The sequence below is a fragment of the [Scytonema hofmanni] UTEX 2349 genome (genome assembly GCF_000582685.1).
GTDB classification, from domain to species: domain Bacteria; phylum Cyanobacteriota; class Cyanobacteriia; order Cyanobacteriales; family Nostocaceae; genus Hassallia; species Hassallia hofmanni.
Genome location: NZ_KK073769.1, coordinates 1,367,974 through 1,380,563, shown reverse-complemented (window position 1 = coordinate 1,380,563; position 12,590 = coordinate 1,367,974). Strand labels below are relative to the sequence as shown.

Sequence of the window (12,590 nt, the reverse complement as noted above, 5' to 3'; positions counted from 1 at the left end):
CCCCGCAAGCGGGGAGGGGTTGGGGGTGGGGTTATTTTATTATGGGTAATTTGGCGGACATGATATGAGTTAGTATTTTATTTAATGCAAAAATTATACAAAGCGGGCGGCGGGAATCGAACCCGCATTATTAGCTTGGAAGGCTAAAGTTTTACCACTAAACTACGCCCGCTAGTTTCCAACTTAAATAATATAACACAATGCGTGATAATAGTTCAAGCAATTAATCAAACTTAACGACGGTGTATTTTGATCCGCACAAAGCGATTAGTCCACTGTAGTACTGGAGTACCATTTTGGTAGCGAGCAGGGTAAAATTTTTCACCTTGGAAAATAAAGTTAGCGAATTGTTGATATTTGCCTCTTTGCGCTGGTGCGATCGCTCGATCTACAACTTCAGCTTGAACAACATTACCAGTTTCATCAATCACTAAGCTAACTAGAAACTCTTTCTCTGGAAGATCCAAATTGGGTTTGAGGGAAATTGAGTCAATTTGTTTTTCATTACTCCCTATATGTTCCGGTAAGATCGAACCTTTGGGTAAAGAATCTCGGATCAAAATCCTCTGTTCGTCTGGAGTTAGTTCATCTGGAGTTAAAAAACGCGAAATAGCTATTATTCCTCCCCCTGTTGCCGGTTGTGGAGTTTTGCGGGTAGTAGGAATTTGTGAATCTTCACCAATAGGCTGACGTGGAGTTCTGCGACTGGGAATTTGTGAATCTTCCCCGATTGGCTGACGTGGAGTTCTGCGACTGGGAATTTGTGAATCTTCCCCGATTGGCTGACGCGGAGTTCTCCGACTAGGAGTTTGGGAATCTTCACCGATTGGCTGAGGTGGAGTTCTGCGACTAGGAATTTGTGAATCTTCCCCAATTGGCTGACGTGGAGTTCTGCGAATGGGAGTTTGGGAATCTTCCCCAATTGGCTGACGTGGTTCAACTGGTGTAAATTTTGGTAACGGTGTCGGCTTTCCTAAACTGATTTCTTCACGCAAGCGTTTCCTACGAAGATTACCAGATGACGTTGGTGTCGGTGTTGGTGTGAATGTGGGAACTGATTGTTTAGGAACGACTTGAGTATTAGGTTTAGAGACAAAAGTGTTTCTTTTTCTCTCTTTGCGAATAGCACCAAAATTTATCCCGCTAGAATTTTCATTTCTTGCCGTGACTGTTGAAGACTGTTGATTTGCGGATGGTGGAGAGACTGTTTTAGCTTTTAATTGTGGTTTTGGTACTTTAGCTTTTGATGCTGTTGGAGAAATCTCGATAACCTCAATCGGAATAATTGCTTCAGGATCTCGTGGAAACCACAGACTAAGCGGATTATTATAGCGCATTAGCCAGAACAGCAGCAAATGCAATGCAACTGAACTGGTGACTACAGCAATCCACAAACCCGGCGGATCGTTGTGTCGCCTTGATGTTATATCTGTTATTGAAGTTTGGTCAACCGATTGAGTCATATTAGATAGTTGATGGTTGATAGTTGATAGTTGATAGTTGTTGATTGATAGTTGATAGTTGATAGTTGGAAAAACTGTAACCACTAACCACTAACCACTAACCACTACCCACTAACTCCTAACAGTTATTTCTGCTTTGACAACAAACGTCAAAACTGTTTCATCAATTCCTTTAAGTTCTAGCGGGCTACCTTTAATGATTTCATCTTCATCCAAATAATCTGCAACAGCAGCAGAAACGAGGATACTACCAGGAAGAGCAGCAACTTGCAACCTAGAAGCAATATTTACACTCGGACCAATTGCAGTATAATCGGCACGTTGGGCGCTACCAAACATCCCGACAACTGCTGTACCTTGGTGGATACCACAGCGAAACTGTAAGCCATTACGTCCGTCGGAGTCAAATATACCTTGTTCTCGCCAACGCTGGTTTAACTCATTTAATGAGCGATGCATTCCTCTTGCTGTGTTGATCGACCGACGCACCTGTTCATTAGGCGTTAGTTCTTCTGGCGCACCATATAAAGCTAAGATAGCATCTCCCATAAATTTATCGATGGTGCCGCCATTATCAAATACCACTTTGGTCATTGATTCTAAATATTCATTGAGCAATTCTGCTACACGTCGCGATCTGAGGGTGTTTGATAGTTGGGTAAAGCCCACAATATCACTAAACAAAACTGTAATCAAACGCGGTTCTGGTCGCAAATCCAGGGCTAAATCTCCCATTGCAGCTTTTTGCACCAACGCACTCGGTAAAAAGCGCTTAAGCACCGATTCTGTCAGGTAAGTATTTAACTCCAAAACTCGGCGTTCATTTTCTTTCAAGGCTAAAAGATTTCGCACCTCAGCCAGAAGTTCGCGATCGTTAAATGGTTTAGCTAAATAAGCATCTGCACCTTTTTCTGTACCTTCGATGCGGGTTTCTTCATCAACTTTCGCCGTTAAGAGGATAATTGGAATTCCTTTCAACTTTTCCTCATTGCGGATCATCCGAATCATCTCCATTCCTGACACCAAAGGCATCATCAAGTCGCTGACAATCAGGCGTGGTATTATTTCCTTAGCTATCAAGAACCCTTCGGAACCATTACGCGCTGTATGCACTCGATAGCCATTAGCGCGGAGAATTTCTGATACGTAAGTCCGCAAATCTGGGTTGTCGTCTACGACCAAAATTGATTCGCCAGTCTTCAGTTCATTTTCTTGAGTGTTAACACTATTTAATAAATCTTTTTTAATATTTTCAAATTCGTCTATTGATTGTAATTCTAAATCAGCTAATTCAACGTTAGCGCGGCTGGTGTTCAATTCACAAGGCGATTCTAGCAATAGTTCTTTAGGTAGATGAGCGCCTCCGCTGACCAGCCATAAGCTAAATGTAGTACCTTTGCCGTAAACTGATTCCACAGTGACTTTACCGCCGTGCATTTCCACGAGTTCTTTAACTAAAGCCAAACCTAAGCCACTACCTTCATAAGAGCGATTTTCTGAGCCTTCAGCTTGGCGAAAGCGTTCAAATAAGTGGGGAATTTGTTCAGTTACAATACCAATTCCCGTATCTTGTACTTGCAATCTACAGCGATCGCCTTGAGATTGTAATCTCACAGTAATCTTACCACCTACGTCTGTAAATTTCATGGCATTCGACAGCAGGTTATAAATTACCTTGTCGAATTTTTCCATATCTAAGTACACTGTAGGAGATGCTTCTAGTTCGGTAATCAGATTAAGTCCCTTTTTCTCGCAATAAGGACGAAACGATTCGATAATTTGGTTGACAAATTCAACTAAATTGCAGGGACGGAAACTAGGCTGCATCTTTTTAGCATCAAGACGTTGCAAATCGAGTAGTTGATTTACCAATCTTAGCAAGCGTCTTGAGTTGCGTAAGGCGATCGCACTTTGGGCGTATGATAACCCTTCTTTTGTCGCTACTGCCGATTCTAGAGGTCCTTGAATTAAGGTTATAGGGGTGCGGAACTCGTGAGAAATATTTTGGAAAAATTCGGTTTTTTGTTTGTCTAATTGCAGCAACCGTTCAGCTTGTTCGCGAGTTTTTTGGTATAAATGTGACTGTTGTACAGCGATCGCCGCTTGAGCTGCGACAGATGATGCTAATTGTATTTCTGTAGCTAGCCAGTTGCGTGAGCTACTATCTTGACGCAGAGTAATACTACCGATGCTTTTGCCATCAGCCAATAAAGGAACCACCATAAGCGATCGCGCTTTTCCTCTTAAGGGCAAATCAAACCCTTTGATTTCTGGCGGACACTTACTCATATCTATAATTACCACCGGCTCTTGTGTCCGCAACATTTCTTGCAGAATTGGATTTTCCTGAATCGGTGACAGAGACTGAGGTAATTCTTGATTTGTTCCGTAATTATTACTACCTGTTTCCCAAGCATGATCTAGTTTGAAAGAATCCTCTGAACTGTAAGAACTTTCATACAATCCCACACATTTGACATACTCATCTTCCTCTGTCCACAAAGACAAAACACAGCCATCAACTTGCAAGGCTTGTCCTAATTGTTGAGTGATCGCGGCAAAAATATCTTCAGGATCTAAGCTAGAGCGAATCGCGCTCGTAATCGTATTAATTAGCGATTCCCGTTTCGCCAAAGCACGCACTTGCTCGTAAGCATAAGCTTGAGATAAAGCTAAAGCTGCCTGATCCGCCACCATCACCACTAACTGCACCTCATCCTCAGACCACACGCGGGGCTGCTTGCACTGGTGCAACGCCAGCACCGCCATAAGTTCTTGTCGGCAAATCAGTGGAACTACCAAGCTAGAGCAAATATTAGCTGTAGCAAAAGCAGCAGTGCGACTTAATAGTTCGGCAGTATCGCCCTGAATACGCTCATCTTTTGCTACATCATGAATCACCTGCACTTCCCGGATTTCCCATACTGTCTGCGCTAGTAGAGCGGGATGGGGAGTGGGGGAGAGGGAGAGGGGGAGAGGGGGGGATAGGGAGAGGGGGGGAGAGGAGGAAAAGAATTGCTCTTTTTGTCCCCTTGTCCCCTTGTCCCCTTGTCCCCCCCTCTCCAAAGATTCCTCTGAAATCCCCCTTTGGTAAATAAAATTTTCATCCACCAACTGCCCATCTTGGAAAGGACGCAACAAGCAGACATCGACTTCTAGCATATGACCCACGGTATCCACAATTGTTTGCAGAATTTGCCGATAGTCTAAGGCGCTACGAATCGTGTTTGTGACGGTGTTCAGTAGCGATTCTTGACGCAGGGTGCGGGTAAGTTCGCGGGTGCGGGTTTTGAGGACGTTATGGGTATCCAAAGCTTGGCGTACCACTGCTTTAAGTTCCTCTGCTTCCCACGGTTTGGTGACATATTTAAATACTTTACCAGCATTAATTGCTTCCACCAGGTCTTCCACGTCCGTGTAGCCAGTTAAGATAATCCGGATGATATCTGGATATTGAGTTGCGGTTAGGCTCAAAAATTCTGTACCGCTCATCATTGGCATCCGCTGATCGGAGATGATCACGGAGACTTCTCCTTCTTGCTGAAGCAGTTCTAATGCCGCTGGACCAGAGGATGCCTTAAGCACCTTATAGTCGCGATAGAAGGTGCGGTAAAGCAAGTCAAGGTTGTCTGGTTCGTCATCGACAACCAAAATTTTCGGCTTACTGTTTGATTGGGATTTCATGCACCGCTTTCCTGCTGCAACGGCAGTCGATTAAAGAATAATCTGATCTCTTGGGAATGTTTCTGAGTCAGGTAATAGCAGAGCATTTCGACTCCATAGTTGGTTTGGCTACATGACTGCTGAGGGTAAAAGCGTTTACTCACAGTAATTCGCCTCAATAGAAGATGCCGATCGCCATTTGCTTTGATGCACCCCAATTAATTTGGTACTCGTAACTGTTACAGAATACATATTTGCTTGCTAATCCCTTCACCATCAAGAGCGAGAACCGATTAATACTATATACAGATCTCCAATCTGGCTTAAAAATCCATCTGAAGCTGCATATTAAGTTTTCCCCCCGCAACAGTTGCACTAACATTTACAGGGAAATTTTATTTATGGCAATCGTGGTATCAGCAATATTAGAAGAATAAAATTTCCAGCCTAAGTATAATATTAGACGAGTATCTGTTTACCGGAACAGGGGAAAGCGGGCAGGGCAAGACACTTACTTATGCAAAAGCTTCTGTTCCATCTGCTCTCTGCCCCCAAAAAGCCCAAAAGGGGTATTTGCGAACACCAAATATGCAGATTTAGGATGATTAAGTTATATTATTATCAAAAATAATTGCATTTCATTGCACAAGCCTTGCATTGGTGTCAAGTTTTGTACAAGGACACAAGGAGAGCGATCGCTTGAAAGAAAATGAATTTGGGGATACTATATAAAATTTTCCTAGAATAAAATCAATCCTAAATTAGCTTTGACGAAACCTTGGTTTTTTCACCCATCCGAACAATTATCAGTAAATACCGCCGCCGATCAACCTTTTAACCAATTCCAAATTCGTGCGGCTACCCCTGCTGATTTGACTAATATTGCCGAAATCATTACCGAAAGTTTTCACTCCCCAAATGGGATGTGGGGATGGGCTTTCCCGTTACTACGTTTGGGTATTTACGAAGATTTAAGGCATCGTCTAGCATCAAGCGCACCCCATCACATTTGTTTAGTTGTTGTTGATACTACTGCTACAACTGATAATTTAGTTGGAACTGTAGAACTGGGTATGCGTTTTGGTGATTCTTGGACTCAGGTTGGCAAGAGTTTTCCTTATTTGTCTAATTTAGCTATTCACCCAAAATATCGGAGGATGGGTGCTGCGTCGGAGTTGCTTAAAGCTTGTGAAAAAGTTGCCCTTTTGTGGGGTTTTAAAGACTTATACCTCCACGTTTTGGAAAACAACCATCAGGCACGACAGCTTTATTTTAAGGCAGGATATCAGGTGCATCAAGTCGAATCTTATTGGAATACATTTTTTCTGGGACGCTCCCGACAGATATTCTTGCACAAGTACTTACGAGATTCCTCAACTATCTGAATTTTTCACTCGTCGTAAATACAGCATATCGTGCGATCGCACGTACATAGCGCTAACCGCATCCCTTTCTCAAAACGCCAAGTAAGTTGATTAAGCATTCAGGCAATAGAGAAGGCTATTTGCTGAATGCTTAATTTTTACAAAAAATTATATATTTTCGTTTCTTTACGTATAAATAGTTATTAATTAAATTTACAAAATATTAATTTATCAAATATTTTGTGATTTACATATGTACTTTTTGATCATTAAAAGGAATAATTTTTATTTAGTATAATGCCAACCTCAACGCGTCTCCCTTTCTCCCTCATAGAAAGGCGCGTTGGGAGAAGAAATAAATGCATATCTAATGCTAATGTTTGTATATGTAATTATACACATGATGGCAGCGTCACATTGATACGACAATCACTCTAAGTGCCGATTGGCGGGTGCGATCGCGTGAATCAAGAAAGTCGATTTATGAGATGTGGCGTTTATCAGCGCTATGCCATCGCTCGTGTATTTAAGTGGCGATCGTTACACGGAGAAAACGCTTTATTTTTATGCATTACTCTGATAGTTTTTTAAGAAATATACTAATTAATAAAAATTAAATAATAATGTACTATTTAACTTATTTATATGATATTAATTTTAGATATCCAAATACTAAAAGACAATTTTATTTAGATCAAAATATAGTGATTGTAATTGTCATGTCAGTAAAAATACGATAAAAAAGTTTCAATTCCTCATAATAACTTTGCATTTTAGATATTTATCTTTATAAAAGCTTTAAAAAAATAACTCGTTTCCTTCAAGACAAAGCCAGTTAAATCTCATAAAATATGATTACTTAATTGCTGAAAAAAGTTCATTTAATTTTATCTTAGTTAAATAAAGCAAAAAGTCTTGATAATTAATTAAGATAGAACCAATCATTTTGATTTAAATCAAGTTAAGTGTTGAAGTGCAGACTACTACAAAACTATTTCAAATATTTAGAAAACATGGATAGCGAAAACCGCCTACGCTATCAAACTGCTATGGTATCAACTTATTACCCTGAAACTAGTTTCCTTGACTATATTGTCATGCCTAATGGAACTGAGCAATCTCCAGGCTCGGATATCCTCACACAGCTGCATAGTGGAAAGGTCTTTATCGTTAACAGTCGTCGGCGAAATGGGTTAATACTATTCAAACGCTACCATGCAGAATTTGCCGGACCAGGTGCAGCTGTCGGAGGTGATTACGATCGCGATTGCCAAAATTTATTGCCGATAGGTAATTTGCAACTCTTGACTCCCGACTCTTATGAGGAGCGTCAGAAAGCTTACTTGATTAGACGGCAGTGGATTCGGTTAATCAAGCAAATTACAGAAAATCCAGTGGCTATTCAGCGAGTTCAAAAGATTCTCGATCAATTTGAGCAATACTTTGCACCAGAAACGGTGGATAAGTTGCCTGATATAGCTTTTGCTCTTTTGGTAGGTGTGCTGCCACAAACAGTGGGAATAGTACGGCGTTTAGGCAGCGATCAGTATACCCGATTTAATTAACTAGCCAACATAAACTGCGCTTTACTTTTCCCGGATTAAAAATTTTTCTTCCCTTTTCCCTTTTTGAAAGCAGGTTGTTAATATTAAAGATTTGTTAAAGCCGTTTGTAAGCGACTCAACGTGCGGAGGTTTTCCTCTGGGGTTCCTATTGTGATTCGCAATCCTCCACTGATATGTCGCACAAGAGTGCCGGCAGTTTTGAGTTTTTGGGTAAGATTTATTAAATAATCGTCTTGTTGTTTCAAGGCATTTGGTTTTAGTCGCAGGTAAATAAAGTTAGCAGCGCTTTCGGCAACTTGTAATGTAGGGTATTGAGATAAAGCTTCGATAAGTTTGGCTCGTTCAACGAGCATTTGGGGAATTGACTTTAATAACAGTTGGCGGTTTTGCAGAGCAATTAACGCCGCAGCGATAGAAACGCTGGGAAGATTGTAAGGTAAGCGCACTTTTTCTAGAATAGTGATTAACTCCGGATGAGCAATGCAATAGCCAACCCGATGAGCAGCCAAACGGAAGGCTTTAGAAAATGTCCGCATTATCATCCAGTTAGGACGTTGTGGTAATTCGCTAGCTAAGGTAGTCTGGCTAAATTCAAAATAAGCCTCATCAATTACTACCAAAACGCGATCGCTCAAATTTCTTAACCATGCCAATTCTGTCGCACTTAAAGCATTGGCTGTGGGGGAATTAGGATGAACTACAAAAATCACCCGAATCGGCGGATTTTGCGTTTGTTCTATCGCTTTATCAGCCGCTTGTAAATCAATTTCAAAATTCGCATCATTTCTACCCACCGTCACAACGGGAATGCCTAAAGTTTGCGCCAAAATCCCGTACATCGAGAAAGTGGGAGTAGCAACTAAAACCGAACCTTCTCCCCCTACACAACTCGCAATTAAAATTGAGCGAATTAGTTCATCTGAACCATTGCCAACGGAAATATTTCTAGCAGTGAAAAAAGATGGCGCGACATTAGCTGATTCATTCACATAAAGAGCGATCGCATTCTTCAGTGTCTCATGTCCGCCATCGGGATAACGGTTCGTTTCAATTCTTTGCTGATACTCCCAAGCAAGTTTTTCTTTTAACTCAGGTGACAAATCATAAGGACTTTCATTCGTATCTAGCCGATCCAATTGTGATGGAACTGGTTCTGCTGTACTACTACCGGGATGAGGTTTGTAAGCGCTAAATTTAGCTAAATCTGAACGGATAAATGGCAGCATAGTTAGTTAGGAGTTAGGAGTTGTAGAGACGCGTACTCCTTTGGAGAACCCGCAGGGTAATTTCGCGTCTCTACAGGAGTTAGGATTCTTGACTTTGAAAATTGGTAAGAACTTCATATTTTACAGCTTCATGGCATCTGGCAGATATAGGCGAATTGCTTGCCAAATTTCTGATGTGACATTGCCTAAAGCGTGATTGCTGTCAAGTTCAATTAACTCTACCCAAGGACGTAAACATGCAAAATCGCGGCTTGCTTGAATGGGGATAACTTCATCGTCTTTTCCATGCAAAATTAGGGTAGGGATGGGACGTTGCAGGTATTGTTCTTGATATTGGGCAGCATCGGTAACAAAATCGTAATGAAGGGGTAGCGATAGCTTTTCGCCATAGTGGTAAACTTCCAGATATTTTTCTTGTTGCCAACGCTGCAATTTTTCATCTCCCAGCGATGGCAACCAGTGAGATAAAAATCCAAAAGCCGGGGCTAATAAAACGATACGCTGCACTTGTAAATATTGTTGTCCTAAATGAGCTGCGGTTAAACCACCCAAACTTGAACCGATTAAAGTCACTGGTGCAGCATTTGGGGGAAATTCAGCAGCAACTTGTTTTAGCTGTCGCGTAATTGTCAGATGGGAAAAATCGCCCAAATTCAAATCGGGAATTTTTAACGTTGTGTGAATTTGGGCAAAGCGCGAGCTTATATCCCGCGCTTTCGCAGAATTTGGACTTGAAGCAAAGCCGTGGAGGTAAATGTAATGCAAGGGAGAGTGGGGGGAATTAGGAGTCAATAGTCCAAAGTCCAAAGTTTTTGCACCATTGACTATTGACCATTGACTTATAACTTTAATTACCGCATGGTGACAAATTCTTCTGCGGATGAGGGATGGATACCAACGGTGGCGTCAAAGTCTTTTTTAGTTGCACCCATTTTAACAGCGATCGCTACACCTTGAATTATCTCACCTGCATTTTCTCCTACCATGTGAGCGCCTACTACTTTGTCGGTGTTGCCATCGACTACCAACTTCATCATGGTTTTTTCTTGTGCGCCCGTTAAACTATGAAACAACGGGCGGAAGCGTGTACGATATACTTTGACGGCATCTCCGTACTTTTCTTGTGCTTCGGTTTCTGTTAAACCGACTGTAGCGGCTTCTGGGTTGGAAAATACCGCTGTAGGAACAGTTTCGTGGCTGAATAAACGGCGTATGCCACCAAATTCGCTATCAGCAAAAGCGCGACCTTCACCAATTGCTACCGGAGTTAAGTTAATTCTGTCAGTGACATCACCGACGGCAAAGATATTTTCTTGGGAAGTTTGACTAAATTCATTGACAGCGATCGCCATCATATTGCTGTATCCGGGTCCTTCGATATCACCTTCAACAAGATCCACTCCGGCATTTTCTAACCCCAATCCTTCGATATTCGGTATCCGACCGGTGGCAACTAAAAGCACGTCGGCAGTTATCGGTTCTTGGTCTGCTTCAGATAAAGTCAACTTTAAGCCTTCCGGCATTTTCTCAACTGTTTCGATCACATTATTCTTGATCAAGCGAATGCCGTGATTGGTCATTCCCTCTTCAATTCCGCTGCGAATGTCATCATCAAAACCTTTCAAAATTTTCTCACCTCTGGTAATCTGTGTCACCTCGGAACCAAGACCACGCATGATGCAAGCAAATTCTGTGCCGATGTAACCCGCACCAATAATAACGATGTGCTTCGGTTGCTGTTTCAGGTGAAAAATTTCGTTAGAAGTAATGCCATATTCCATACCAGGTAAATCTGGTTTAACCGGACGTCCACCTACAGCAATTAAAATTTTATCTGCGGTAACTTTGCGTCCATCAACTTCTACGGTGTGAGGATCTACTAAAGTAGCACGAGCGGGAATTAGATCGACACCGGCTTTTTCTAAAAAACCGATATGCAATTGCGATAGTCTGCGGACTTCTTTATCTATAGAAGTAATGAAATGTTCCCAATCCAACTCTGGTTCACCGACTTTCCAGCCATAACCTGCGGCATCATGAAATAATGCGGGAAAGTGAGAGCCGTAAACCATCAGTTTTTTGGGAATACAGCCGCGAATCACACAAGTACCACCAACTAAATCATTTTCAGCGATCGCCACTTTTGCCCCGTAGCTAGCTGCCCGCTTGGAAGATGCTAAACCACCAGAACCAGCACCAATGACAAACAAGTCGTAATCATACGTCATAAAAATTATCTTCCCTGCAAATAGGACAACTTCGCTAATTGTTTCTCTATAACTATTGAAACAAAAATTTATCTGTTAGTGCTTGCCCTGGTTTCCCCCCCCCAGGAATTATGGTTGGCGATCGCCACATAAATAAAAGTGATATCAAGCTTTATCTAGGTATCTAAATGTGAATCAGTGCGATCGCTAAACCGAAGAAGGTGTAAAATTTTAAACGGTGTTCCCAGCTTTCAGCATCAGTAATTTAGTAATCAAGGAACCAAAAAGCATGGCAACTAATTACACTAACGAAGCCATCCGTAATATCTTAATCGGGTTCGGATACCTAGCTCCTGATAGTAATCCTGGTAGCAATCCTCCCTGGAAGACGAATAATAACCCTTTGACAGATGAACGCACCGTCACAGCAATCAAAAAGTTTCAGCAAGATTACTCCCTCAAAGCTGATGGCATTGCTGGCGATCAAACCAAGAAGGTGTTGCATGATACAATTGTCCAACTTCAGAATAACTTGAAGCGCCACGGTTTTGCCACTGATGCTCAGATACCCTCAACTCAACCGTTTTATGGACCAAACACTTATGAAGCGGTCAAGAGATTTGAGCAAAAACAGGGTTTGTCGGTGAATGGTATTGCTGACAAGGAAGCGCGTAACCTTCTAAATCAACCAAGTTTAACACCGAGTAATATCAGGCTGATAGATGTTTGCATCCAATTCAAACAGAATCCGAAAAAGCCTAGTTATATTGAAGCGCTAAATTATTTACAAATCCAGTTAAGTTCAGACGTTTTAATTGAGTTTACCAACCAGTGGCGACAAACCAATGATGTCAATCCTGCAATAGTGAAGCTAACGGATGTGTGCAACTCTTATGTAGCCAAAACCCATCAAGATAAAGCGCTCAATTACTTACAAAGTCAGATATCTCCAGATGTATACAAGAGATTTACTGAACTTTGGAAGAAGTAGTAATATCCTGTCCCTTTAATTAACAGTAATAAAAACGTCGCAACCATCGTAGAGACGTTCCGGCGGAACGTCTTTACTGGAACGTCTTTACTGAATTCATGATATAATCTA

General features: G+C 41.6%; 9 protein-coding genes and 1 tRNA gene. 4 read left to right on the top strand and 6 right to left on the bottom strand.

Annotated features, from left to right (window positions below; genetic code table 11):
• Positions 1 to 101: 101 nt before the first annotated feature.
• The 3 genes from TOL9009_RS0136405 to TOL9009_RS0136395 all read right to left on the bottom strand — a co-directional run bounded on the left by TOL9009_RS0136405 (position 102) and on the right by TOL9009_RS0136395 (position 5,147).
• Positions 102 to 172, bottom strand: a tRNA-Gly gene (locus TOL9009_RS0136405).
• 61 nt (positions 173 to 233) lie between these two features.
• Positions 234 to 1,547, bottom strand: coding sequence for a hypothetical protein (locus TOL9009_RS0136400; RefSeq protein ID WP_029638535.1), 1,314 nt, complete (start codon positions 1,545 to 1,547; stop codon positions 234 to 236).
• A 27-nt stretch (positions 1,548 to 1,574) separates the two neighbouring features.
• Positions 1,575 to 5,147: a response regulator gene (locus TOL9009_RS0136395; RefSeq protein ID WP_029638532.1), complete on the bottom strand. Its 3,573-nt coding sequence runs from the start codon at positions 5,145 to 5,147 to the stop codon at positions 1,575 to 1,577.
• A gap of 746 nt (positions 5,148 to 5,893) precedes the next feature.
• Between TOL9009_RS0136395 and TOL9009_RS0136390 the strand changes: the two genes are divergently transcribed.
• From TOL9009_RS0136390 to TOL9009_RS0136385, 3 genes are all read left to right on the top strand, one after another.
• A complete protein-coding gene (locus tag TOL9009_RS0136390; protein WP_038298335.1) occupies positions 5,894 to 6,511 on the top strand; it encodes a GNAT family N-acetyltransferase in 618 nt (205 codons plus the stop codon).
• Between the two features lie 417 nt (positions 6,512 to 6,928).
• Positions 6,929 to 7,081: a hypothetical protein gene (locus TOL9009_RS48235; protein ID WP_186227779.1), complete on the top strand. Its 153-nt coding sequence runs from the start codon at positions 6,929 to 6,931 to the stop codon at positions 7,079 to 7,081.
• 422 nt (positions 7,082 to 7,503) lie between these two features.
• On the top strand, positions 7,504 to 8,055 hold the full coding sequence (locus tag TOL9009_RS0136385) for a hypothetical protein (protein ID WP_029638528.1): 552 nt from the start codon (positions 7,504 to 7,506) through the stop codon (positions 8,053 to 8,055).
• An 83-nt stretch (positions 8,056 to 8,138) separates the two neighbouring features.
• On the opposite strand, the gene TOL9009_RS0136380 is transcribed toward TOL9009_RS0136385, so the two are convergent.
• The 3 genes from TOL9009_RS0136380 to gor all read right to left on the bottom strand — a co-directional run bounded on the left by TOL9009_RS0136380 (position 8,139) and on the right by gor (position 11,509).
• Complete coding sequence (locus tag TOL9009_RS0136380; protein ID WP_029638526.1) at positions 8,139 to 9,281, bottom strand: histidinol-phosphate transaminase; 1,143 nt, start codon at positions 9,279 to 9,281, stop codon at positions 8,139 to 8,141.
• 120 nt (positions 9,282 to 9,401) lie between these two features.
• Positions 9,402 to 10,088, bottom strand: a complete 687-nt coding sequence (locus TOL9009_RS0136375) for a YqiA/YcfP family alpha/beta fold hydrolase (RefSeq protein WP_398345519.1) — start codon at positions 10,086 to 10,088, stop codon at positions 9,402 to 9,404.
• Positions 10,089 to 10,132: 44 nt separating this feature from the next.
• Positions 10,133 to 11,509, bottom strand: a complete 1,377-nt coding sequence (gene gor, locus TOL9009_RS0136370) for a glutathione-disulfide reductase (RefSeq protein WP_029638522.1) — start codon at positions 11,507 to 11,509, stop codon at positions 10,133 to 10,135.
• Positions 11,510 to 11,777: 268 nt separating this feature from the next.
• On the opposite strand from gor, the gene TOL9009_RS42505 reads away from it, so the two are divergent.
• The gene (locus TOL9009_RS42505) at positions 11,778 to 12,479 is read left to right on the top strand and encodes a peptidoglycan-binding domain-containing protein (protein ID WP_144238472.1); all 702 of its coding nucleotides are present in this window, start codon (positions 11,778 to 11,780) and stop codon (positions 12,477 to 12,479) included.
• Positions 12,480 to 12,590: the final 111 nt, after the last annotated feature.

Coding starts and splice junctions, on each gene's coding strand:
- TOL9009_RS0136385 (WP_029638528.1), top strand. CDS start 7,504: ATGGATAGCGAAAACCGCCTACGCTATCAAACTGCTATGGTATCAACT.
- TOL9009_RS0136395 (WP_029638532.1), bottom strand. CDS start 5,147: ATGAAATCCCAATCAAACAGTAAGCCGAAAATTTTGGTTGTCGATGAC.
- TOL9009_RS0136380 (WP_029638526.1), bottom strand. CDS start 9,281: ATGCTGCCATTTATCCGTTCAGATTTAGCTAAATTTAGCGCTTACAAA.
- gor (WP_029638522.1), bottom strand. CDS start 11,509: ATGACGTATGATTACGACTTGTTTGTCATTGGTGCTGGTTCTGGTGGT.
- TOL9009_RS42505 (WP_144238472.1), top strand. CDS start 11,778: ATGGCAACTAATTACACTAACGAAGCCATCCGTAATATCTTAATCGGG.